The sequence below is a fragment of the Nucisporomicrobium flavum genome, from assembly GCF_016464385.1.
Lineage (GTDB): Bacteria > Actinomycetota > Actinomycetes > Mycobacteriales > Micromonosporaceae > Actinoplanes > Actinoplanes flavus_A.
In genome coordinates this window covers 419,872-440,608 of sequence record NZ_JADMLH010000003.1, presented here as the reverse complement: position 1 = coordinate 440,608, position 20,737 = coordinate 419,872, and the positions used below count along the sequence as shown (strand labels likewise).

General features: G+C 70.6%; 24 protein-coding genes. 11 read left to right on the top strand and 13 right to left on the bottom strand.

Annotation, left to right across the window (positions count from 1 at the left end; all coding sequences use genetic code 11):
* The first annotated feature begins 9 nt into the window (after nucleotides 1-9).
* Complete coding sequence (locus IT780_RS10075) at nucleotides 10-252, top strand: thioredoxin family protein (protein WP_199511177.1); 243 nt, start codon at nucleotides 10-12, stop codon at nucleotides 250-252.
* A gap of 28 nt (nucleotides 253-280) precedes the next feature.
* Here the strand turns inward: IT780_RS10075 and IT780_RS10070 are convergent, their stop codons facing one another.
* From IT780_RS10070 to IT780_RS10050, 5 genes are all read right to left on the bottom strand, one after another.
* Nucleotides 281-694, bottom strand: coding sequence for an arsenate reductase ArsC (locus IT780_RS10070; protein ID WP_199511176.1), 414 nt, complete (start codon nucleotides 692-694; stop codon nucleotides 281-283).
* 35 nt (nucleotides 695-729) lie between these two features.
* A complete protein-coding gene (locus IT780_RS10065; protein WP_233412518.1) occupies nucleotides 730-1,494 on the bottom strand; it encodes an aquaporin in 765 nt (254 codons plus the stop codon).
* A complete protein-coding gene (locus IT780_RS10060; protein WP_199511175.1) occupies nucleotides 1,491-2,177 on the bottom strand; it encodes an arsenate reductase/protein-tyrosine-phosphatase family protein in 687 nt (228 codons plus the stop codon). Before IT780_RS10060 ends, IT780_RS10065 begins: the two co-directional genes overlap by 4 nt.
* Before the next feature lie 90 nt (nucleotides 2,178-2,267).
* Nucleotides 2,268-2,939, bottom strand: a complete 672-nt coding sequence (locus IT780_RS10055; RefSeq protein WP_199511174.1) for a permease prefix domain 1-containing protein — start codon at nucleotides 2,937-2,939, stop codon at nucleotides 2,268-2,270.
* Nucleotides 2,921-3,259 (bottom strand): PadR family transcriptional regulator, encoded by a 339-nt coding sequence (locus IT780_RS10050; protein ID WP_199511477.1) that lies wholly within the window; start codon nucleotides 3,257-3,259, stop codon nucleotides 2,921-2,923. Before IT780_RS10050 ends, IT780_RS10055 begins: the two co-directional genes overlap by 19 nt.
* 94 nt (nucleotides 3,260-3,353) lie before the next feature.
* Between IT780_RS10050 and IT780_RS10045 the strand changes: the two genes are divergently transcribed.
* A complete protein-coding gene (locus tag IT780_RS10045; RefSeq protein WP_199511173.1) occupies nucleotides 3,354-5,591 on the top strand; it encodes a PEP/pyruvate-binding domain-containing protein in 2,238 nt (745 codons plus the stop codon).
* A gap of 61 nt (nucleotides 5,592-5,652) precedes the next feature.
* On the opposite strand, the gene IT780_RS43030 is transcribed toward IT780_RS10045, so the two are convergent.
* Nucleotides 5,653-6,372, bottom strand: a complete 720-nt coding sequence (locus tag IT780_RS43030; RefSeq protein ID WP_199511172.1) for an ArsR/SmtB family transcription factor — start codon at nucleotides 6,370-6,372, stop codon at nucleotides 5,653-5,655.
* 158 nt (nucleotides 6,373-6,530) lie between these two features.
* Here IT780_RS43030 and IT780_RS10035 point away from each other — a divergent pair, with 158 nt between their 5' ends.
* Both IT780_RS10035 and IT780_RS10030 read left to right on the top strand, forming a co-directional pair.
* Nucleotides 6,531-8,069 carry an FAD-dependent oxidoreductase gene (locus IT780_RS10035; protein WP_233412517.1) on the top strand — a complete coding sequence of 513 codons (1,539 nt, stop codon included), beginning with the start codon at nucleotides 6,531-6,533 and terminating at the stop codon, nucleotides 8,067-8,069.
* Complete coding sequence (locus tag IT780_RS10030; protein WP_307831116.1) at nucleotides 8,066-9,325, top strand: MFS transporter; 1,260 nt, start codon at nucleotides 8,066-8,068, stop codon at nucleotides 9,323-9,325. Before IT780_RS10035 ends, IT780_RS10030 begins: the two co-directional genes overlap by 4 nt.
* Here the strand turns inward: IT780_RS10030 and IT780_RS10025 are convergent.
* Entirely contained in the window at nucleotides 9,295-10,359 is a 1,065-nt protein-coding gene (locus IT780_RS10025; RefSeq protein ID WP_199511171.1) for a flavin-containing monooxygenase, read from the bottom strand. The genes IT780_RS10030 and IT780_RS10025 overlap by 31 nt on opposite strands.
* Before the next feature lie 63 nt (nucleotides 10,360-10,422).
* On the opposite strand from IT780_RS10025, the gene IT780_RS10020 reads away from it, so the two are divergent.
* Nucleotides 10,423-10,740 carry an ArsR/SmtB family transcription factor gene (locus IT780_RS10020; protein WP_199511170.1) on the top strand — a complete coding sequence of 106 codons (318 nt, stop codon included), beginning with the start codon at nucleotides 10,423-10,425 and terminating at the stop codon, nucleotides 10,738-10,740.
* Nucleotides 10,741-10,775: 35 nt separating this feature from the next.
* On the opposite strand, the gene IT780_RS10015 is transcribed toward IT780_RS10020, so the two are convergent.
* Nucleotides 10,776-11,678 (bottom strand): LysR family transcriptional regulator, encoded by a 903-nt coding sequence (locus IT780_RS10015; RefSeq protein WP_199511169.1) that lies wholly within the window; start codon nucleotides 11,676-11,678, stop codon nucleotides 10,776-10,778.
* A gap of 83 nt (nucleotides 11,679-11,761) precedes the next feature.
* Between IT780_RS10015 and IT780_RS10010 the strand changes: the two genes are divergently transcribed.
* Nucleotides 11,762-12,817, top strand: a complete 1,056-nt coding sequence (locus IT780_RS10010) for a pyridoxamine 5'-phosphate oxidase family protein (protein ID WP_199511168.1) — start codon at nucleotides 11,762-11,764, stop codon at nucleotides 12,815-12,817.
* A gap of 9 nt (nucleotides 12,818-12,826) precedes the next feature.
* Here IT780_RS10010 and IT780_RS10005 read toward each other — a convergent pair whose 3' ends face one another.
* Nucleotides 12,827-14,230 (bottom strand): cellulose binding domain-containing protein, encoded by a 1,404-nt coding sequence (locus IT780_RS10005; RefSeq protein ID WP_307831115.1) that lies wholly within the window; start codon nucleotides 14,228-14,230, stop codon nucleotides 12,827-12,829.
* On the bottom strand, nucleotides 14,212-14,508 hold the full coding sequence (locus IT780_RS41720) for a hypothetical protein (protein ID WP_233412516.1): 297 nt from the start codon (nucleotides 14,506-14,508) through the stop codon (nucleotides 14,212-14,214). The genes IT780_RS10005 and IT780_RS41720 overlap by 19 nt, the downstream gene beginning before the upstream one ends.
* Nucleotides 14,509-14,774: 266 nt before the next feature.
* Between IT780_RS41720 and IT780_RS10000 the strand changes: the two genes are divergently transcribed.
* From IT780_RS10000 to IT780_RS09980, 5 genes are all read left to right on the top strand, one after another.
* Nucleotides 14,775-16,163 (top strand): glucose-6-phosphate dehydrogenase, encoded by a 1,389-nt coding sequence (locus IT780_RS10000; RefSeq protein WP_233412515.1) that lies wholly within the window; start codon nucleotides 14,775-14,777, stop codon nucleotides 16,161-16,163.
* A gap of 82 nt (nucleotides 16,164-16,245) precedes the next feature.
* Nucleotides 16,246-16,947 carry a class I SAM-dependent methyltransferase gene (locus IT780_RS09995; protein ID WP_199511166.1) on the top strand — a complete coding sequence of 234 codons (702 nt, stop codon included), beginning with the start codon at nucleotides 16,246-16,248 and terminating at the stop codon, nucleotides 16,945-16,947.
* Nucleotides 16,944-17,279: a hypothetical protein gene (locus IT780_RS09990; RefSeq protein WP_199511165.1), complete on the top strand. Its 336-nt coding sequence runs from the start codon at nucleotides 16,944-16,946 to the stop codon at nucleotides 17,277-17,279. Before IT780_RS09995 ends, IT780_RS09990 begins: the two co-directional genes overlap by 4 nt.
* Nucleotides 17,279-18,082: a nitroreductase family protein gene (locus IT780_RS09985; RefSeq protein ID WP_199511164.1), complete on the top strand. Its 804-nt coding sequence runs from the start codon at nucleotides 17,279-17,281 to the stop codon at nucleotides 18,080-18,082. Before IT780_RS09990 ends, IT780_RS09985 begins: the two co-directional genes overlap by 1 nt.
* Before the next feature lie 8 nt (nucleotides 18,083-18,090).
* Complete coding sequence (locus IT780_RS09980; RefSeq protein WP_199511163.1) at nucleotides 18,091-18,741, top strand: cysteine hydrolase family protein; 651 nt, start codon at nucleotides 18,091-18,093, stop codon at nucleotides 18,739-18,741.
* Here IT780_RS09980 and IT780_RS09975 read toward each other — a convergent pair.
* The 3 genes from IT780_RS09975 to IT780_RS09965 are packed head-to-tail and all read right to left on the bottom strand — an operon-like array spanning nucleotide 18,728 to nucleotide 20,728.
* Complete coding sequence (locus IT780_RS09975; RefSeq protein ID WP_199511162.1) at nucleotides 18,728-19,099, bottom strand: YybH family protein; 372 nt, start codon at nucleotides 19,097-19,099, stop codon at nucleotides 18,728-18,730. The genes IT780_RS09980 and IT780_RS09975 overlap by 14 nt on opposite strands.
* 29 nt (nucleotides 19,100-19,128) lie before the next feature.
* Nucleotides 19,129-19,917: an SDR family NAD(P)-dependent oxidoreductase gene (locus IT780_RS09970; protein ID WP_199511161.1), complete on the bottom strand. Its 789-nt coding sequence runs from the start codon at nucleotides 19,915-19,917 to the stop codon at nucleotides 19,129-19,131.
* Between the two features lie 4 nt (nucleotides 19,918-19,921).
* Nucleotides 19,922-20,728, bottom strand: a complete 807-nt coding sequence (locus tag IT780_RS09965) for an alpha/beta hydrolase (protein WP_199511160.1) — start codon at nucleotides 20,726-20,728, stop codon at nucleotides 19,922-19,924.
* Nucleotides 20,729-20,737 lie beyond the last annotated feature (9 nt).

Genomic DNA, 20,737 nt, shown 5'->3' with positions numbered 1-20,737 from the left:
GAGACTCCGATGCTGATCAAAGTGCTCGGCCCCGGCTGCGCCAACTGTGTCGCCCTCGAACGCGCCACCCGCCAGGCCGTCGAGGCCCTGGGCGTGGCCGCCGACATCGAGAAGGTGACCGACTTCGCGAGCATCGCGGGCTACGGGGTGATGTCCACCCCGGCGCTGGTCGTCGACGAGCAGGTCGTGCTCGCCGGCCGCGTGCCCACCACGGGACAGTTGCACGATCTCCTGGCCCCGCTTGCCTCATAGCCAGGCAAGCGGTGCAGACCCGGCACGTTCACTGCTTGCCGGCCGGGATGAGGTCGGCCAGCAGCGCCTCGATACGACCCTTGATCTCGTCGCGGATCGGGCGCACCGACTCGACGCCCTTGCCGGCCGGGTCCTCGAGCTTCCAGTCCTCGTAGCGCTTGCCCGGGAAGTACGGGCAGGCGTCGCCGCAGCCCATGGTGACGATGACGTCGGAGGACTCGACGGTGTCGTACTCCAGGATCTTGGGCTTCTGGTCGGTGATGTCGATGCCGACCTCGCGCATCGCCTCGACCGCGGACGGGTTGATCGTCTCGGCCGGCGCCGAGCCGGCGGAGCGGACCTCCACTTTGTCGCCGGCGAGGTGGCGCAGCCAGCCGGCGGCCATCTGGGAACGGCCGGCGTTGTGCACGCAGACGAAGAGGACGGACGGCTTCTCGCTCATGATCTTTCCCTCTGGTTCGGTGGTGATGAGGTAGTTCAGACTCGGCTGCGCACGGGTGCGGTCTCGTCGTGGGGGACGACGACCTGGTCGGCGTTGACGCCGGCGTGGGGGTAGAGCGCGGCGAGCAGGCCCATCCCGGCGAGCAGGCCGACGAGCTGGGCGCCGATGTAGGCGGGCACGGAGGCCGGGGCGATGCCGGCGAACGTGTCGGTGAACGCGCGGCCGATGGTGACGGCCGGGTTGGCGAAGCTCGTCGAGGAGGTGAACCAGTAGGCCGCACCGATGTACGCACCGACGGCGGCGGGTGCGACGGCGGCCCGGCCGGAGCGTACGAGCGCGAAGATGAGCAGCAGCAGGCCGGTGGTGGCGACGACTTCACCGAGCCACAGGTGCGCCCCGGAGCGGGTGGTGGTGGAGATCGTGACCGGGGCGAGGTCGAACATGGAGTTCGCCAGCACGCTTCCCGAGATCGCGCCGAGGGTTTGCGCGGCGGCGTACCCGGCGAGGTCGGAGGCGGTGAGGCCGGTGCCATGCCGGCGCCCGAGCCACCAGTCGGCGGCCGAGACGACGGGGTTGAAGTGGGCGCCGGAGATTGGTCCGAAGGTGAGGATGAGCGCGCCGAGGGCGAATGCGGTCGCGACCGAGTTCTGCAACAGCTGCAGCCCGACGTCGCCGGGTGACAGCGTGGTGGCCATGATGCCGGAGCCGACGACAGCCGCCACGAGCAGTGCGGTGCCGACGAACTCGGCGAGCAGGCGCCGCCAGGTCGCAACGGAGTTCATGAGCTCGGGTTCGGTCATGACGGATCTCCTGCAAGCGTGGGTGCCAGGCGGTCGATGCGCCCGGCCAGATCGGTGTACGCGGCTTCGAAGGCAGCGTCGGTGCCGGCGCGGACCGGGTCCGGCACTGACCAGTGCAGTTGGGGGCGGGGTGCGCCGGTGGTGAGGTCCTCGTGGGCGTTGTCGCAGACCGCGATGATCAGATCGCCGTCGTCGACGACGTCGGCCACGCACGCGGTACCACTCGGGTCGAGGTGCAGCCCGTGCCGGCGCGCCACGGCGACCGCCTGGGGGTGTACGCGGGAAGCCGGATGGGTGCCGGCGGAGGCGGCGGGCCGGTGGGTGCGGTCCGACCACAGCGCGGCGGCCAACTGCGAGCGGGCCGAGTTGTGGGTGCACACGAACACCACCCGCCGCGCATCCGGCAGTCGTGGTGAGCCCAGCAGAGCCAACGTGTCGGGGCGCAGCCGCAGGTACGTGCGGCGCCGGTCGGCTTCCGAGCGGGTGCGCTCCAGCAGCCCCGCGTCGGCGAGCACCTTGACGTGGTGGGCGACCAGGTTGCTCGGCAGCTCCAGGTCACGGGCGATCTCGCCGGGTGAGGCGTCACCGAGGCACAGGGCGTCGACGATCGCGAGCCGCGCGGGGTCGCCGAGCGCGGCATGGATCCGCGCCCGCTCCACCACCGAGGAAGCTTCAACGTTCATTGACTCAATCATCACTGAGCCAAAGTCGTCGGGGCAAGCGAACGCCGACTTGTTCACCTGGCGGCCACCTACCGGTCTCCTCGATGCCGGTCAGTCGCCCCGCATTCGGGCCGCGTGCCGCAACACGACGGCACTGCAGCCAACCCGGGTGAGGCTGCCGGCGACTGCGATCGCGGCGAGCAGTCGGATGGGTACGCCGGACGCCACCAGCATGGTGATCATCGTGACGTCCCCGGCGATGCAGAGCACGGCGATGGCCACCGTGGCGGCAAGGGCCTGGCGTGGGCGGGTTTCGGGCAGCCAACGCATCAGGCGTCCCGTGGTGGCGAGAGTTCCCCCGAGCGTGACGATCGCGACGGCGATCAGTGGGATGACCGGAACGGCCGCCAGGAGCGCCATGACTCCGTCCCGTCCGGGATCGGGGTGCCCAAGAAGGAGCCACCACACGCCGACCAGAGGTCCGGTGGCAAGGAACCAGGCCATGGTGCGCCGCGTGTAAGCGGTGGCCAGTTCACCGGCGAACCCGTCGGCGACCGCCCGCGGCGTGCCGAAGCGGGCAATCGCGGCCGCGGCAGCGTGTTGAGGCGTCAGGCCCGCCGCGCGGTGGTCTCGCGTTGCCTCGGCGAGGCCGTCGGCCAGTTCGGTGAGGATCGCCTGGCGGCATCGGCGCGGCCCTCGCATTCGGACGGCGAGCTCGGCGAGGTAGGCATCGAGCTGGGCGTCGCGGGTGCCGGCGTCCGCTGTTACGTCGCGGCCGGCCATGGCTGCCTCGTCAGTACGGCGGTGACGGCGGTGGAGAACTGGTCCCACACGGCGCGCTGCTCACCGAGCGCCGCCTGGCCCGCAGCCGTGAGGCGGTACGCGCGACGGCGGCGTCCCCGCACGGTCTCCCATTCACTGGTGATGAGGCCCGCGCGTTCCAGCCGGTGCAGCGCCGGATACACCGTGCCGGTCGGCAGGTCGAGAGCGCCGGCGCTGCCGGTCCGCAACGCCTCGATGACGGCGTACCCATGCTGGGCGCCGCCTTCGAGGACTGCCAGCAGCAGGGTGTCAAGGTGTCCCTTGAGCAGGTCCGGTCGCATCGGAAGCACGGGCACTCTCACCTTCCTTCTGGCGCAGCACACCACTTGAGGCGTAGCGTCACAATACTTTGTGATGCTACCTATGAGGTGAGTGATGGACAGCAGCCTCCAGCTCATCAGCTTGGCCGACGCCGGCACCGCGAACCGGGCAACGGTGGGCGGCAAAGCCGGCGTCCTCGGTGATCTCCTTTCGGCCGGCTTTCCCGTCCCTCCCGGCCTGATCGTCACGGAGACGGTGCTCAACATCGACGGATGGGAGACCGGCCTGGCAGCGTCGGCAGGCGTGCTGCCGGGTGAAAGGTTCGCGGTGCGCTCGTCCGGTGCCGCCGAGGACCTTCCGGACGCCTCGTACGCCGGTCTGTACGAGACGTACCTCAACATCACCGTCGACCGGCTGCCCGACGCTGTGCGGCAGTGCTTCGCCGCGGCGGACGCCGAGCGGGTGACGGCGTACCACCGTCGTCAGGGATCCGGCCCCACGGCGATGGCGGTCCTGGTTCAGGCGATGGTGGATCCGGTGGCGGCGGGCGTGGCATTCACCGCGCATCCGGTGACCGGCGACCGGGCTCAGACGGTTATCAGCGCCGTGCAGGGCTTGGGTGACCCGCTCGTGGCAGGCGAAGCAGTCGGCGAGGAGTGGACGATCACCGCCGACGACGTCCGGATGACCCGCCCGGCACCCGGCGACACCGTGGTCATGACGGCCCCGCAGGCTGCGGCAGTGGCGTCGCTCGCGAACCGCGCCGCGGCACACCTCGGCTGTCCTCAGGACGTCGAATGGGCGATCGACCAGGATGGCCGGCTGTGGTTGCTGCAGGGCCGCCCCATGACGGCCCTGCCCCGGCCGGCCTCGTGGGCGGCGCCCGGACCCGGGTTGTGGATGCGCAACTTCCGGCTCGGCGAGTGGCTGCCCGAGGCGGTCACCCCGCTGTTCGCCACCTGGCTGCTGCCGGTACTGGAAGCCGGGTACCTCGACGGGATGTACGACAGCGTCGGTGTCCGCATACCGTTCCGGTACGCGCTGATCAACGGCTGGTACTACAACGTCACCCCGGCACCGTCGCCAAGACTGCTGTTGCAGGTCCTTCTGCAGGGACGCCGCCGGGCGGTGAGGGTGCTGTACAACGCGCTGATCCGGGTCGGCCGGGACCCGGCGGCCGCGGACCGCGCCGTGTTGGCGGACGTGGACCGGCAGTGGCGCGAGGTCCGCCTGCCCGCGTACCGGAACCTTGTCTCCGGCGCCCGGACCGAGGCAGGAACAGCAGCCCCGGATCGCTTGCTGCAGCTGGTCGACGAGCTCGGGAGGGAAGCCGGCATCCACCTGTGGTACCTGGCGATCGTGGGTGGATCGGCATGGAAGATGGAAGCCCGCCTCACCCGATTCTGCCGCCGGTACCTCGCCGAGGTTCTGCCGGATGACCAGGGCGGTGCGCAAGTCCTGCTACGCGGCTTACCGGGCGCCCAGCCGGTTCACGCACCGCACGCGGTGCAAAGCGCCGACTGGTATCACCCCGTCGCCGCGGAGCTGCCCGCCACGACGGCCCCTTTGACCGACCAGGGCCGACGGCTGGCGCGGCTGGCCGACCAGCGCGCCACCGCCGAGCAGGCCTGCCGAGCCGCACTCGCCGGTCACCCCGGGGTGCGCACGCGATTCGAGCGACTGCTGCGGGTCAACCAGCGCTACGCGGTCACTCGCGAGGAACAGGCTCGCGACTTCACCCTGGCGTGGCCGGTGCTGCGCAGATGCGTCCGTGGTCTCGGCGAGCGCCTGGCGGCGGCCGGGGTCATCGATCACGTTGACGACGTCTTCTTCTGCACCCGCGAGGAAGTAGCCCAAAGCCTGACAGGCCGGCCCGCGCCTCTGGCCGGCTTCGTGGCTGAGCGTCGCGAGCTGTGGCACCGTCAGCGGACGCTGGCCGCGCCGTTGACGCTCGGGCAGCCTACCCGCCTCGTCGGCGACGTCATCGAGCGTGCCGTACAGCAAGCGCGCGGGTCGCGCGTGGTCGGCGTCGGCGTGATCGTCGGCCATCCGGCGTCGGCCGGACGCGCTACCGGCCCGGTTCACATGGTGCACAGCCCGCAGGACTTCCCCGAGTTCCGCAACGGCGACGTCCTGGTCGCGAAGGCCACCGCGCCGGCCTGGACGCCGCTGTTCGCGCGAGCCGCCGCCGTCGTCACCGACGGCGGCACCCTCGCCGCCCACGCGTCCCTGGTCGCCCGCGAGTACGCCATTCCCGCCGTCGTAGGTACGGGTGACGCCACCGTACGCCTGCGCCCTGGGCAGATAGTCACTGTCGACGGCACCGCCGGAACCGTCACACCTCGTACTTGACTACGGATCCGGGTGGTTCTGGCCGGCGCGCAGCGCAATGGCGGTGTGACGGACTCGGTTGTCAGAGGGCCCGGAAGTCGTCGGCGGTGGCCTCTGCCTGCTCGGCGAGGTCGGCCAGGTGCAGAGCGGCGCCCTGCAACGCGTCCGGAACCACGCGGTAGTACGTGTACCGGCCGCGGGACTCCGGGGTAACGACGCCGGCCTCGCGCAGCAGCTTGAGATGCCCGGAGATGTTCGGCTGCTTGGCGCCGGTGTCGGCGACGAGGTGCGACGTGGTGGCTGGTCCCGCAGCGAGGATCTGCACGATCTGCGCCCGCAGCGGATCGCCCAGCAATCGCACCACATCAGGTTCTGCTGATATCAGCGTGTCGCGCCGGTCATGATCGATGGACGGCAGAGCCGTGGCGGCAGGTGCCGGCAGGCGCGGCATTGCCGCCGCGTCGGTGCTCAGCAGGCCGCCCAGCAGGTCCAGCGCGTCCGCGCGCAGGCGGTAGTAGGCCCAGGTTCCTACCCTGCGGGCCTCCACCATGCCGGCCTCGCGCAGCACTCGCAGGTGATGCGAGATGGTGGCGCCCGTGACGTCGAACGCATCGGTCAGATCGCAGACGCAGACCTCGTCGGAGGCGGCGATCAGCGACAGCAGGCGCAGCCGGATGGGGTCGCTCAGCGCCTTAAACAACGGGGCCAGCTCTCCCGCGACCTGCGGCTCCAGGGCCTGCGCCGACAGCGGCGGGCAGCAGGCCTGCGCCGCGGTGGTTTCCAGAACGGGAAGAACCGACATGCCGATAGCTTGACATCGCTCTAACTAAGATGCAAGGTAGAGGAAGTTCGACGTTGATCTATTCAGATCAGTCGCTGGTGATGCGATCATCGGCCATCCCGTCGGACTCGACCGCTTCCCGCGCCGTCACGGTACGGCACCACCCGTAAGGGGCTTCGATGAGCCAGAACCCGACCACCGGTCCCTGTTGCGGCACCGTTCAGGCGGCAGCCGCGGCCGACGCCTGCTGTGACCCCGCCGCCAAGACCGAGGCAGTGGCCTCGGGCGCCGACTGCTGCGGCACCGCCCCGGCCGAGACGGCCGAGGTGCCGGTGGCCGGCAACGGCTGCTGCGACCCGGCGAACAACACATCACTAAGTACTGATGTGACTGTCCGGGCCGCCCCCGCTCGAGAATCTGCCGGCTCCGAGTTACCGGTCGTGGTGATCGGGGCGGGACCAGTCGGACTGGCCGCCGCAGCCCACCTGCACGAGCGTGATCTGCCGTTCATCGTCCTCGAGGCCGGCGACGAGGTCGCCGCGTCCGTGCGCCAGTGGGGACACGTCGGCGTCTTCAGCCCGTGGCGCTACAACGTCGACGCCGCCGCCCGGCGGCTGCTCGACGCCGCCGGATGGGCCGCGCCCGACGACGACGGTCTGCCGACCGGCGCGGCGCTCGTCGAGGAGTACCTGCAGCCCCTGGCAAAGCTGCCCGCGATCGCCGCGAACCTGCGCCTGGGCGCTCGGGTGGTCGCGATGAGCCGCGTCGGCACCGACCGGGTCCGCACCGCCGGGCGCGCCGACCTGCCCTTCGTCGTACGCCTCGCCGACGGCACCGACATCCTCGCCGGCGCGGTCATCGACGCCTCCGGCACCTGGCGCACCCCGCACCCGCTCGGCGTCAACGGCCTGCCCGCCCACGGGGAGGACAAGGCCGCCGACCTCATCGACCATGCCCTGCCCGACGTGCTCGGCGCCGACCGCGACGCGCACGCCGGCCGGCACACCATCGTCGTCGGTTCCGGTCACTCCGCGGCGAACACCCTGCTCGACCTCGCCCGCCTGGCCGAGACCGCACCCGGCACCCGCATCACCTGGGCCGTGCGCGGCGGCTCCGCGCAACGCGCGTTCGGGGGCGAGGACGCCGACGAGTTGCCCGCCCGCGGCGCACTCGGCAGCGGCCTGCGCGCTTTGGTCGACACCGGCGCGGTCACCCTCGTGCAGGGCTTCGGCGTCCACACCGTACGCCGGACCGATGGCGGCATCGAACTCGTCGCAGCCGATGGGCGCACGCTGACCGCGGACCGGGTCGTGTCCGCCACCGGCTTCCGTCCCGACCACTCCATCGCCACCGAGCTGCGGTTGGACCTCGACCCCATCCTGGGGTGCACCCGTACGCTGGCCGACCTGATCGACCCGAACGAGCACTCCTGCGGCACCGTGGCTCCGCACGGCTACCGCGAGCTGGGTCAGCCCGAGCCGAACTACTACGCCGTCGGCATGAAGTCCTACGGGCGGGCCCCCACGTTCCTCATGGCCACGGGCTACGAGCAGGTGCGCTCCATCGCCGCCGCTCTCGCCGGTGACTTCGCCGCCGCCGACGACGTTCAGCTCGACCTGCCCGAAACAGGCGTGTGCAGCTCCGACCTCGTCGCCCTGCCCGGCGTCGCCGGCCTGCTCAGCCTCACTCCCGCGGCCGGCGGCAGCTGCTGCTCGTGACGTCACCCGCAACCCGCTTCGTGCCCGCCGGCGACACCGGCGGGCACGAGCCCGTCACTCCCGCGCGAAGGACCGGCATCGTCGCCGCCTTGGCGATCACCCAGACCATCGGGTACGGCACCCTGTACTACGCCTTCGCTGTCCTGCTGACTCCGCTCGCTGCAGACCTGCATGCCTCCACGACCGCGGTGACCGGTGCCTTCACGGCGAGCGTCTTGACCGGCGCTGCTCTGGCCGTACCCATCGGTCGTCGGCTGGATCGGCACGGCGGCCGCGGCCTCATGACCGGCGGATCAGCCGCCGGGGCCCTTCTGCTTGTCGCTCTTTCCCAGGTGGACCATCTCTGGCAGCTGTACCTGGTGCAGATCGGCATCGGCGCCGCCGCCGCTGCCAGCCTCTACGAGGCAGCCTTCGCCGTCGTCATCGCCATCACCGCAGCCGAGCACCGCTCCAGTGCCTTGCTGGCCATCACTGTCGTGGCCGGGTTCGCGAGCTCCGTGTTCCTCCCGCTGACCGGATGGCTCACCGACGTCCACGGCTGGCGCACCGCGCTCGTGATTCTCGCCGTTCTCCAAGTGGTCACCGTGCCACTGCACGCCTTCGCCTTGCGCGGATCCGAGCCGCCACGCCGTGCCCGCCGGGCGCCATCGCGTGGGGTGCGGGCGGCCCTCGCCGATCGCGGGTTCTGGCTGCTCGCCATCGGTTTCACCGCGCATACCGCAGCGGTCAGCGCATTCACGGTCCACCTGGTCGCCGCGCTCATCTCCTGGGGACACCGGCCGGCCTTCGCGGCCACCGTCGCCGGGCTGCTCGGCGTACTGTCGGTCGCCGGGCGGCTCCTCACCACCGGGCTGCAACGCCGCAGCCGCACCACCAGCGTCACCGCCGCCGTGTTCGCCGTCCAGGCAGCCGCGGCTCTCCTGCTCCCTCTCGTCGGCGCCCGTACGGGCGGAGTCATCGGCGCGGTCATCGGCTTCGGACTCGGATTCGGTGTTGCCACGATCGCCAAGCCGGTGCTGCTCGCGGAGCGCTACGACACCCGCCGCTACGCCACCCTCGCCGGCGCCCTCGTCGTCCCGATGACCCTCGCCAAGGCCACCGCACCGCTCGCCGCGGCGTACCTGCACACCGTCAGCGGCGGGTACGCACCCGTGTTCGCCGCCGTCGCGGTCTGCTGCGCGCTCGCCGCCGCCATGATTGCCGCAGCCGGGCGGCTGCCCCGGCCTCAGCGCGCCGTCGCGTGCCGTGCCGGGTGACGCAGCACTGAGTTCAGTACGTAGGCCGCGTCTCGACCGACGCCGCGCAAGGTGGCTGAGGCGAAACTGCGCTGCCGCTCCAGACCCACGAATCCCAAGCCGGGTACGGCAGTCGACACGCCTCCGTCGTGCAGCGGCGCACCGTCCGGACCAAGCGCCCCGGTACCCGCCAGGAAGGGTAGATGCGGCCGGTAGCCGGTGGCCAGCACGACGACGTCGACCGGCTCGGACGTACCGTCTGCCCACACCACCCGGTTGCCGTCGAGCCGGGTGAACAGCGGCCGATGGTCGGGTCGACCGGCGCGGATCGCCGCCCGGTACTTGCCGTCGTCGATCACCGACACCGAGCCCTTGATCAATCGTGGGCCGAGCCGGGAGGTGTCCAGGCCGGTGCGGTTGAGCCACCAGTGGAAGTCGCGGCCGAGGAAGTGCTGCGGCTGGAAGCGCAACGGCCCGCGGGTCGTAAGGCTGACTTTCGCCACCGCGGCCAGTTCCACCGCGATCTGCACCGCCGAGTTGCCACCGCCGACCACCACGATCCGGGAGCCGGCGAAAGGCGCGGCATTGCGGTACTGCGCCGAGTGCAGCACCGTACCGGTGAAGTCGTCCAAGCCCGGCAGTGACGGCCGGTACGGGGCACCGAATCCACCGGTCGCCGCCACCACCGCCCGGCTTCGGACCACCGTGCCGTCCGCCGTGGTGACGCTGAACCCGCCGTCCTCAGCCCGTACGTCGTCGACCCGGCCGGCGAAGCGGACCTCCGCCTCGACTCGTGCGGTGTAGGCGGCGAGGTAGTCGACGACCTCGTCGCGTAGCGGGTAGCGCTCCGGGTCCCCAGGGAACGGGAAGCCGGGCAGCGAAGAGAACCTGGCCGGCGAGAACAACGTCAGGCTGTCGTAGTACGACGGCCACGAGCCCCCCGGCCCGGCCGCGGCATCCAGCACGAGCGGCCGTAATCCCCGAGCGGCGGCGGTGTGTGCGGTGGCCAGACCGGCCTGGCCACCGCCGATGACGACAACGTCTCCACAACTCATCACGGCAATGTATCGTCAAATCGGGAAACGACGAAACGTTGTGATGAGGCAGACTGCGGATTGATGACCACACCACCGGCCCTCGACGGGCCCGCTCAGGACTTCCTCAAGGCGCTGGCGAGCGAGACGCGGCAACAGATCATGACTCTGTTCGCCGGCGGGAAGCAGCTCACCGTGGGGGAAGTGGCCGACTGCTGCGGGCTCGGCCAGTCCACCGCCAGCGAACAACTGGCCATCCTGCGCCGCGGCGGCCTGGTCACTGCCACGCGCGACGGCAAGCTCGTGCGCTACCGCGCCGACCCCACGTCGATCGGCGAACGCCTCAACGAACTCCAGGGCTACCTGGCATGCTGCTGCCCACCATCGGGCACTTCGCAGTAGACAACCGGCATGCGCTCGACCCGTGTGGCGCTCCACTACCGGACGTCGGGGGCGCGGAGGTCCATGACGATGTCGATGAGGGGGCGCAGCAGGGGCGCGTCGGTGTCCTCCGGGCGCCACATCGCGACTTCCGACCATTGCACGCCGAGATCGGTGACCGGTCGCCAGACGGCGCTGCCCAGCTGCAGGACAGGGGTCACCGCCTCCGGCAGGAAGGTGATCGCATCGCCGCTGGCGACCAGGGTGAGCAAAGCTTCCAGGTCCGCCACCTCGCCCGCGACGTCGAGGACGATGTCGTGGCGGCGCATGGCGGCGATGATGTCGTCGTACAGCCGCGGGTAGAGCAGGCGGGGCTGCAGGAGCACCGGTTCGCCACGGAGATCGGCTGTTGTCAGGTGCGTACGCCGGGCATGGCGGTGGTCGGCCGCCAGTGCAACGCCGAGCCGGTCCTGCGCGACTTCCACGTGGTGCAGCGACCGGTCGGTGGGCGGATGGTTGCCGTAGCCGAATGAGATCTCGCCGCCGCGCAGCGCGGCCCACTGCTCGGCGCTGCTCATCGGCGTGAGCGACAGCGCGATCCGGGGTTCGCGCCGGCGGAAGGCCGCCACGATCTTCCCGAGGGTGCCGAAGTACGCGCTGCCGGTCTCGAAGCCGATCGTGATGGCGCCGATTTTTCCCTGCGCGACCAGCGACGCCTCCTCGACGGCCGTGTCGACGCTGAGGAGGATGCGGGCCGCCTTCTCGGCGAAGAACCGCCCGGCCGGGGTCAGCCGCACGCCCCGGCCGTGGGGTTCGAGCAGCGCGATGCCGATCTCGGCCTGCAGGTCGCGCATCTGCCGGCTCAGCGGCGACTGGGACACGTGCAGCCGCTCGGCGGCGCGGTGGAAGTTCTCTTCCTCGGCCAGCGCGACAAAGTACCGAAGGTGGCGGAGCTCCATCGCCTCATGATGCTCCATGGGTCTCGAATTGCGTCCAACAATGTCTTGGACAGCTCGATCCGATGCGACCGACGATGACATGCATGAACCGCATCACGACCGTCAGCCGGCTGGAGGCGATCGTCGGGCGGCCCTCCTCCGCTGTGACGACCAAACAGCTCGACCATGTCGGCGAGGAGTACCGTGCCGTGGTGACCGGCTCGCCGGTCGCCGGCCTCGGGTTCAGCGCCGCCCTCACCGGAGCTCCGGTGAACACCCTCGTCGGCGGCGGGCCCGGCTTCGTCCGCGTGGACTCGCCCCGGAACATTTCGCTCGCCCGGCCCGAAGGGCCGCACCGGCCCGCTCCCGGCGGCGGCGTGTCGTTCCTGTTCCTCCTGCCCGGGATCGGCGAGACCCTGCGCCTCAACGGGTTCGTGGAACAGTCGGGGTCCAGGCTCGGCGTCAGGGTCGAGGAGGTCTACGTGCACTGCGCACGCTGCATCCTCCGCTCCGGGCTGTGGCGGCACACCGAGTCACCCGATGCCGGGCCGGATCCGGATCCCGCCGGCCCGGCCGATCCCGCCGGGCCGCTCCGCCGGCCCGAGGTCGCCGGCTTCCTGGCGGCCTCACCGTTCCTCCTGCTCTCCACATCGGACGGCCGCGGTTCGAGCGACACCAGCCCGCGCGGCGACCCTCCCGGGTTTGCCCGCATCCTGGACGGCCGGACGCTGGCCATCCCTGACCGCAGGGGCAACCGGCGCGCCGACACCTTTCGCAACCTGCTCGTCGACGACCGTGTGGCGCTCACCGCGCTCGTGCCGGGCCGCACGCTCGTGCTGCATCTGCGTGGCACGGCCGCGGTCACCGACGACCCGGCGCTGCTGTCGCAGATGACCCTCACCCGCACGGCACCGCACGCGGCCCTCATCGTCGACGTCGAGTTCGCCCAGCTGGCCGAGAACGAGGCGCTGGCCCGCTCGTCCATCTGGCGACCGCAGGCAGGGGCCGGGCACGGCACGGTACCGGACCTGATCGGCATAGCCGCCAGGCAGGTTGCCAGGCCGCTCGGTGCGGCGCCCCGGCTCACCCGCTTGCTGGTCGATCTGGGCTACCGGGTGCAGCTGTGGCGGGAGGGCTACCGCACCGGCCGCCGACCCTGAAGCGAGCGTTCAGATCACCGTGCAGGTAATGCCGTTGAGGGTGAAGCTCGCCGGTTCGGCGGTGTTGCCCGTATGGGTGGCCTGGAAACCGATCTCGACGGTGGCGCCGGGGGCGAGCGTGCCGTTGTAGTCGACGTTGCGGGCGTTCACCTGGCCGCTGGACGGCGAATAGGTCGCGTTCCAGCCGGAGGTGATGGACTGACCGGAGGGCAGGGTGAAGGTCAGCGTCCAGCCGTTGATGGCCGACGTGCCGGTGTTGGTGATGCTGACGGTCGCGGTGAAGCCGGAGCTCCAGCTGCTCATCGTGTAGGCGACCCGCGGACCCGTACCGGCGGGCGGGGGCGCGCTGACCGACGCGCTGGCCGACGGGCTGGGCGTGGTCGTGCCGGTCATGCTGGTCACGAGGGTCATCACGCTGCGGGCGGGCAGCGTGACGGTGACCGAACCGTTCGCCATGCTGAGCGCGCTCTGTTGCGCCACGTTCCTGCTCGCGTCGGTCAGCCAGGTGGCGACGCTGCCGGACGAGGCGGTGCCGGCCAGCGTGAACTGCTGGCTCACCGACGAGGCGTTCTTGTTGACCGCGACGATGACGACGGTGTCGCCGTTCCGGTACGCCGAGACGAAGACGTTCGACGCCGGGTTCGCGGTCGCGTCGATCCGTACGTATCCGGGGCGTACGAAACGGGAGAAATGCGCCATGACGGCGCCGCGCTTGCTGATCTGCCCGTCCTCCCGCATGGGGCCGTAGCTGCGCCGCAGGTACCACCACACGTACGTCTGGAATCCGGCGTCCACCATGGCGTGGTGCATGTGCTCACCCACGTCGAGCGCGCCGGGCCAGGAATCGGCCGAGTCGCTGCTGTTGGGGTAATAGACCTCGGTCATCCAGAGTTCCTTACCGGCCCCCTTCTGCTGGAACAGCGGGTAAGGGAAATTGGAGTACGGCGTGCCATAGAGGTGCGCGCCGATGATGTCCACGTTGGCGAGTGCCGTGGAGTCGTTGAGGATCGGATCCGACATCGACTTGACGTACTGGAAGGACTCGGGTGCGATCACCCTCGTGCTGATCGAGCCGGCGTTGGCCCGCAGGAACTGAACGATTTCCGCGGCAGTCCACCACGTCCAGGTCGACGCATAGTCCGGCTCGTTCTGCACCGAGATGGCGTACAGGTTGACCCCGTTGTTGCGCATGTAGGCGGTGAAGTCGTTCAGGTGCTGGGCGTAGGCGGCGTACGAGCTGTATTTGAGGCGCTTGGCGTTGGTCTGGGTCCCTCGGGTGAAGGTCTCGGTCATGCTCGCGGGCGGGTTCCACGGCGAGGCGAAGACGGTCACACCGAGCGCGACGGCGCGCTGGGCGGTCGCCAGGTCACGGCTCCAATCCGACTGGTTCTCGTTCACCGGGATCCGCAGCACCGAAAATCCCAGGCGGCCGTCGCCGGTGCCGAACGCGGTTTCCCGCTGGCCGGGGTCAGGTCGCCGATCCAGGCGGCGTGACACATGGCGCCGAAGCCCCGGATCGTCTGCCGCGGTGCGGACGGATTGACGTTCGCGGCCGCGGCCGCGGCTTCCGTGGCCCCCATTATCGACGCCGCGACCGTGACGACCGGCAGAGCTCCCAGCGTCGTCAGAACGGCTCTCCGACTCACCTGCCGGGACGGGGCGGCCACCGACTCGTCATGGTTCTCGGTCATGTCTGGTCCTTGCTGTCGAGGGGGCGGAGCGCACCATGGACGGACCTATGGGAGCGCTCCCATCGAGGAATGCCAATGTTGTCAGTTTGTTTCCCGCCGTTCAAGAGTCCGTTCCGAAATCGAATACCGCTCTCGCTCATAACAGTTTTCGGTAAACCACAATGTGCGCGATCTGCGTGTCGAGCCATCTCCTCGGTGACACGCGCGCGGCACGCCGGCGGCGCCGGGACGGTTAGCGACGCGGTGGGCGGGGGATGGTCCGGGTCATGACGACGCGATCCGTGGCATCGGCCGACCACGAACAGACCTTGCTGGTGCTGGGCGCCAGCGGCGATCTCACCGGCCGCCTGCTGCTGCCGGGCCTGGGCAGCCTGCTGGCCGACAGTCCCGGCGAGAAGCTGTTCCTCGTGGGCAGCGGCAAGGACGACTGGACCGACGAGCACTGGCGTGAGCGGGTGACCGAGGCCTTCTCGTCCGCGACCGGCCCGCAGGTGACGGCCACGGTGCAGAGCACCCGTTATCTCCAGGCCGACGTCACCCGGCGGGAGGACCTGGAGCGGCTCCTCGCCGCGTGCCGGGGGCCGGTGATCATCTTCTTCGCCCTGCCGCCGGCTGTCACCGCGAAGGCCTGCCAGGCGCTGACCGGGGTCGAACTGCCCGAGGGCACCCGGCTGGTGCTCGAGAAGCCGTTCGGCGTCGACACCGCGAGCGCCGAGGCGCTGAACAATCTGCTGGCCACGCTCGTACCGGAGGACCGGGTCCACCGGGTCGACCACTTCCTGGGCAAGTCGACCGTCCTCAACATCCTGGGTCTGCGATTCGCGAACCGCCTGTTCGAACCGGTGCTGAACGCCGAGCATGTGGCGAGCGTCGACATCATCTTCGACGAGAGCCTGGCCCTGGAAGGCCGGGCCGGCTACTACGACACCGCCGGCGCGCTCGTCGACATGGTGCAGAGCCACCTGCTGCAGGTGCTCGGCCTGCTGACCATGGACGCTCCCCCGTCCTTCGACGCGCGCGAGCTGCGCGACCGCAAAGCCCAGGTGCTTCGCGCCACCCGGCTGTGGAGCGACGACGCGCAGGCGTGCACCCGGCGGGCGCGGTACACCGCGGGCGAGATCGACGGTCGCCGGCTGCCCGCGTACGCGGACGAGGCGGGCGTCGAGGAGAGCAGGGGTACGGAGACGCTCGCCGAGGTGGTGCTGGCGGTCGACACCTGGCGCTGGGCGGGAGTGCCGTTCCGGCTGCGCTCCGGCAAGGCGATGAGCGCGACCCGCAAGGAAGCCGTCATCACGTTCAAGCAGCCCTCCCGCGTACCGGACGGATTGACCGGCTTCGAGCGGCCGGACCGGCTCCGCATCGGTTTCGGTCCCGACCGGCTCGCCCTGGACCTCAACATCAACGGCCCCGGTGACCCGTTCGAGATCGACCCGGTGACCCTGGACGCCGAGTTCGGCCCCGGTGAGCTGGCCGCGTACGGGGAGGTGCTGCGCGGGGTCCTCGACGACGACCCGACCCTGTCGGTCCGCGGCGACACCGCCGAGCAGTGCTGGCGGATCGTGGAGCCGGTGCTGTCCGCCTGGCGCAAGGGAGCGGTGCCGTTGCTGGAGTACCCGGCCGGCAGCCACGGCCCGGAGGGCTCCCTGCTCTCGTAGGCGCCGCTGTCGCCGGGATGCGAACCTCCCGGCGACAGCGCAGGATGGAGGCGGTGAGGGGAGAGCGCGGGTTGAGGGTGGCATGACGCGTGCAGGGTTCGCCCGGCGGGACACCGGGGCACGGGAGTTCATGGACTTCCCCGATTGCGACCCCGACCGGCTGGAACGTACCTATCAGCAGTTCCGCACCATCAACCGGCTCGTGTCCGGCTGGCCGCGCATCTACCGGCGATGGATCCGGCCGCGCCTCGACGCCCAGCGGCCCACGACGCTGCTGGACATCGGTTTCGGCGGCGGGGACGTTGCTCGTGCCATTGCCGGGTGGGCGGCCCGGGACGGGCTGACGCTGCGGACCACGGCTATCGACCCGGATGAGCGCGCGCTCCGTCATGTGCGCGCGCTGCCGGATTGCGGGGTTCGTTTCGAGCAGGCGGCGAGTGCGGATCTGGTGGCCCGTGGTGAACGGTTCGACCTGGTGATTTCCAACCATCTGCTGCACCACCTCGACAAGGCGGAGCTCGAGTCTTTGCTGGCGGACAGTACGGCGCTGTCGCGTCATCTGGTCATCCACAGTGACCTGTCGCGGGGGCGTACCGGATATGGCCTCTACGCCGTCGCCACGCTGCCGTTCGCCCGTCGGTCCTTCATTCATCAGGACGGGCTGCTCTCCATTCGCCGTAGTTACCGGCGGCCGGAACTGCAGACGATCGTTCCGCCGGAATGGCGCGTGCGGTCGATGTTTCCGCAGCGCCTCCTGCTGACCCACGAGAAAGCGCAGACATGAGCGGACGCGCGACCGCCCTGATCACCGCCGCCGCCGTGAGCTACGCGAGCAACGTCGCCTTCGGCACTGCCGTGGCCGTCGGGGCGATCGACAACCGGCGTATCCGGTGGGTGCACCACGCCCTGTACGTGGCGACCTCCTCGCTGACCGCCGTCGCCCTCGCCGCCTGCGCTGTCGAGCGCCGAGCCGCCGGACTCGCGCTGCTGCCCGCGGCCGGCCCGCTCGCCGTGCTGCCGTACGCCGGGGGGCGGCTTCGCCGGCATGCCGCCCTCGCCGGGTCGGCGGCGCCCGCCTTCGCCGCCGCCCTCGTTCTGACCTGGAGGAAACGCTGATGGAGTTTCTCGATGTGGTGCGTCGCCGGAAGACGACCAACGGGCCTTTCCTGCCCGGCCCGGTCTCCGAGGAGCACCAGCGGCTCCTGATGGAGGTCGCGGGACGCGCCCCGTCGCAGCTGAACAGCCAGCCCTGGCGGTTCGTCGTCGTGGAGGAGCGCGCGACGATCGAGGCCATCGCGCGGATCAGCGGCGAGAGCATGACCGCGGCGATGTCGAACGGGACGTTCTTCGAGCGGTACAAGCCGTACTTCCGGTTCAGCAGGGAGGAAATGGAACGGCGTCGCGACGGGATGCTGTTCGACCGGCTGCCCGCACCACTGCGCCCGTTCACCAGCCAGGTGTTCACCTCCCGGGGACAGAAGCTGATGAACGCCCTGCGCGTGCCGCAGAGCCTGGGCGAGGAGAACCGGAAACTCGTTGCCGGCTCCCCGCTGCTGCTCGGCGTGATGCTCGACCGGTCCGAGTACCGGCCCGGGGAGCTGTCCTCGTTCTATTCCGTGTTCAGCATGGGCGCGGCGATGGAGAACGTCTGGCTCACCACCGTGGAGCTCGGCATGGGCATCCAGTTCATCTCCTTCCCGATGGAGGTCCCCGGGCGCTGGGACGAGATCGTCCGCCTGCTCGAGGTGCCGGACGAGCTCGAGCTGATGGCCGTCTACCGGCTGGGCTACCTGCCCCAGGAGCAGCGGCGGCCTCCGATCGACTGGACGAGTGAGCAGCGCAAACTGCCCTCGCAGTACGTCTTCCGCGGCACCTGCGCCACGCCGCAGGAGGGCTGGGACCAGCCGGGGCCACGATGAAGCGCCGGGTGCACGCGTGGAAGATCGAGCAGCGGGAGTACGACCGCCAGGAATCCCGCCGCGGGCGCCGGCACGCCTTCACGTCGCTCGTACCGGCACGGACGGCGCTGGTGGTCGTCGACATGGTGCCGTTCTTCGTGGAGGAGAACGAGTACACGTACGGCACCGTGCCGAACATCGCGAAGCTCGCGGATGCTCTGCGCGCGGCCGGCGGTGTCGTGGTCTGGGTGCTGCCCGGCACCGTCGAGCCGTCGCCGGTCGCCCGGGAGTTCTTCGGTTCCGAGGTCGCCGAGATGTTCTCCCGCAGCGGCGGCGAGGGGCCGCTGCGGTCCCGGCTGTGGCACGAGTTCGTGGTGCACGACGCGGATCTGCTGGTCGAGAAGACGGCTGCGAGCGCCTTCTTCCCCGGCCATTCCCCGCTGCCGGCACTGCTGCGGGAGCGCGGCATCGACACGGTCCTGATCACCGGGACCGTGACGAACGTGTGCTGCGAGTCGTCGGCGCGCGACGCCAGCACGCTCGGGTATCGGGTCGTCATGGTCGCGGACGCCAATTCCGCGCCGCGCGACGAGGTGCACAACGCCGCGCTGCACACTGTCTACCGCAGCTTCGGTGACGTGCGAACGACCGGCGACGTGCTCGCGCTCATCGCTGGATAGGGCCGCGGATCTGGCCTTTGTCGATCGTCCAGAGCCAGGTTCCGTCCGGTTGACGCCGGGCGACCTCGGCCGCCGCGCCGCCGTCCGCGTCGTCGAACCAGGTGCTGGTCAGGGCGAGATCACCGTTGATCATGGCTGGTTGCTGGTTGCCCAGGCTGAACTGCGGGCGACGGGCGAGGACGGCGGCGTACTTGGCGCGGATGGCTTCGTGGCCGGTGACGACGCCGTCGCCGCCCGGGCCGGACACGATGGCGTCGGGCTCGAACAGCGCCACGATGCCGTCGAGGTCGCCGGCGTTGGCCCGCTCGACGAAGGAGCGCGCCAGATCGTTCGGTTCTGCGGCCGGTTCGTGGGTCATGGCCTGAGCTTTCCACGGTTCGAGGTGGATCAGAGCGTCGTGATGAGGCCTCCGTCGATCGTGACGTCGGCGCCCGTGAGGTTGGCCGCCCGGTCGCCCGCCAGGAACACCACGAGGTCGGCGACCTCCTCCGGCCGGGTGAAACGGCCGGTCGCCGACTGCCCGGCGGCCGTGCGGGCGACATCCTCCGGGTTGGCGCCCGCCGCCTCGGCGACCGTGGCCGCGACGCCTCCGGTGCCCAGCCACAGCCCGGTGGCGACCGGGCCGGGGCTGACCGTGGTGACGCGTACGCCGTGCGCCGCGACCTCTTTGGACAGTGACTTGCTGAAGCTGCCCAGGGCTGCTTTCGCGGCGCTGTAGTCGATGACGAGGGGGTCGGGCAGCCGCGCATTGACGGAGTTGACCGTGACGATCGCGCCGGCGCCGCGGGCCAGCAGGTGCGGCAGGGCGGCGCGGGTCGTCCGTACGGCGGAAAGGAAGTTGATCGTCAGGGTTGTCGTCCAGTCGTCGTCGGTGACCGTGAGGAAGCCGCCGGTGCGAGGCCGGACCGCGCCGACATTGTTGACCAGGATGTCGAGACCGCCGTGGGCCGCGACGGCGGTGTCGACGAGGCGGGCCGGGCCGTCCGGGGAGGTGAGGTCCACCGCGACCGGGTGGACGGTGGTGCGGGCGGCGAGGTCGGACAGGTCGGTGGTGGTCGTCCGCGCTCCGGCGACGACCGTGGCGCCCTCGCGGGCCAGGGCCTGGGTGATGGCCAGCCCGATGCCCTTGCTGGCGCCGGTGACGATCGCGGTCTTGCCGGTGAGGTGGAGGTCCATGGCGTCAGAGCGCCTGCTGCTTGAGCCAGGACAGGGTGGCGTCGGCGACCTCACGCCAGCCGTGGTCGATCGTGAGCGAGTGCGCCCGGTCGGCGAACTCGAGGATGTCGGTGACGGCCGCCGAGTGCCGGTACTGCTTGAGGGTGGCCCGGGTGACGGCCTCCGGCACCGTGTGGTCGCGGCCGCCCATGATGAGCAGCAGCGGCCCGCGCAGCTCGTTGGCGGTGTCGACCTTCGCCGGCGAGTGCGGGTCGAAGTTGGCGGCCGCGGCCTCGAAGAGGGGCTTCCCGGGCGACGGTACGGCCCAGCGCTCGTACAGGTCGTCGGATTCCTGCTCGGGGATCGCGTTGCCGAAGCCGTACCGGAACTGTTCGGCGGTCAGGGAGACGGCCCGGTGCCGGTTCGCGACGTTCTTGAAGACCGGGAAGGTCACGCGCAGCGACGACAGCGGCAACGGCAGCACCCCCTTGATCTGCGCGGCGTCGATCGCGACGGCCGCCGCGGCGAGGTCCTGGCCGAGGAGTTTCTGGGCGATCATCCCGCCGAACGAGTGTCCGATCAGGATCGGCTTGGCGGGCAGGCTCTTGATGATCTTCGCGTAGTGGGCGACGACGTCGTCGATGCCGTGGTCGGCGACGCTGCCGGGGTCGGCGCGGGCCGCCTCGACGGTGTCCGGCTCACCCGGCCAGCCGGGCGCCGAGGTCCGGTATCCGGCGCCCTCGAACAGCTCCGACCAGGCCGACCAGGACGTGGCGTGCAGCCAGAGACCATGGATGAAGATCACGGGGGTACGGGGGTCAGCATCGCTCATGGCCGCACC

What these genes read in the sequence shown, in the direction of transcription:
- IT780_RS10075 (WP_199511177.1), top strand. Translation starts at nt 10, where the DNA reads ATGCTGATCAAAGTGCTCGGCCCCGGCTGCGCCAACTGTGTCGCCCTC.
- IT780_RS10070 (WP_199511176.1), bottom strand. Translation starts at nt 694, where the DNA reads ATGAGCGAGAAGCCGTCCGTCCTCTTCGTCTGCGTGCACAACGCCGGC.
- IT780_RS10065 (WP_233412518.1), bottom strand. Translation starts at nt 1,494, where the DNA reads ATGACCGAACCCGAGCTCATGAACTCCGTTGCGACCTGGCGGCGCCTG.
- IT780_RS10060 (WP_199511175.1), bottom strand. Translation starts at nt 2,177, where the DNA reads ATGAACGTTGAAGCTTCCTCGGTGGTGGAGCGGGCGCGGATCCATGCC.
- IT780_RS10055 (WP_199511174.1), bottom strand. Translation starts at nt 2,939, where the DNA reads ATGGCCGGCCGCGACGTAACAGCGGACGCCGGCACCCGCGACGCCCAG.
- IT780_RS10050 (WP_199511477.1), bottom strand. Translation starts at nt 3,259, where the DNA reads ATGCGACCGGACCTGCTCAAGGGACACCTTGACACCCTGCTGCTGGCA.
- IT780_RS10045 (WP_199511173.1), top strand. Translation starts at nt 3,354, where the DNA reads ATGGACAGCAGCCTCCAGCTCATCAGCTTGGCCGACGCCGGCACCGCG.
- IT780_RS43030 (WP_199511172.1), bottom strand. Translation starts at nt 6,372, where the DNA reads ATGTCGGTTCTTCCCGTTCTGGAAACCACCGCGGCGCAGGCCTGCTGC.
- IT780_RS10035 (WP_233412517.1), top strand. Translation starts at nt 6,531, where the DNA reads ATGAGCCAGAACCCGACCACCGGTCCCTGTTGCGGCACCGTTCAGGCG.
- IT780_RS10025 (WP_199511171.1), bottom strand. Translation starts at nt 10,359, where the DNA reads ATGAGTTGTGGAGACGTTGTCGTCATCGGCGGTGGCCAGGCCGGTCTG.
- IT780_RS10020 (WP_199511170.1), top strand. Translation starts at nt 10,423, where the DNA reads ATGACCACACCACCGGCCCTCGACGGGCCCGCTCAGGACTTCCTCAAG.
- IT780_RS10015 (WP_199511169.1), bottom strand. Translation starts at nt 11,678, where the DNA reads ATGGAGCTCCGCCACCTTCGGTACTTTGTCGCGCTGGCCGAGGAAGAG.
- IT780_RS10010 (WP_199511168.1), top strand. Translation starts at nt 11,762, where the DNA reads ATGAACCGCATCACGACCGTCAGCCGGCTGGAGGCGATCGTCGGGCGG.
- IT780_RS41720 (WP_233412516.1), bottom strand. Translation starts at nt 14,508, where the DNA reads ATGACCGAGAACCATGACGAGTCGGTGGCCGCCCCGTCCCGGCAGGTG.
- IT780_RS10000 (WP_233412515.1), top strand. Translation starts at nt 14,775, where the DNA reads ATGACGACGCGATCCGTGGCATCGGCCGACCACGAACAGACCTTGCTG.
- IT780_RS09995 (WP_199511166.1), top strand. Translation starts at nt 16,246, where the DNA reads ATGACGCGTGCAGGGTTCGCCCGGCGGGACACCGGGGCACGGGAGTTC.
- IT780_RS09990 (WP_199511165.1), top strand. Translation starts at nt 16,944, where the DNA reads ATGAGCGGACGCGCGACCGCCCTGATCACCGCCGCCGCCGTGAGCTAC.
- IT780_RS09985 (WP_199511164.1), top strand. Translation starts at nt 17,279, where the DNA reads ATGGAGTTTCTCGATGTGGTGCGTCGCCGGAAGACGACCAACGGGCCT.
- IT780_RS09975 (WP_199511162.1), bottom strand. Translation starts at nt 19,099, where the DNA reads ATGACCCACGAACCGGCCGCAGAACCGAACGATCTGGCGCGCTCCTTC.
- IT780_RS09970 (WP_199511161.1), bottom strand. Translation starts at nt 19,917, where the DNA reads ATGGACCTCCACCTCACCGGCAAGACCGCGATCGTCACCGGCGCCAGC.
- IT780_RS09965 (WP_199511160.1), bottom strand. Translation starts at nt 20,728, where the DNA reads ATGAGCGATGCTGACCCCCGTACCCCCGTGATCTTCATCCATGGTCTC.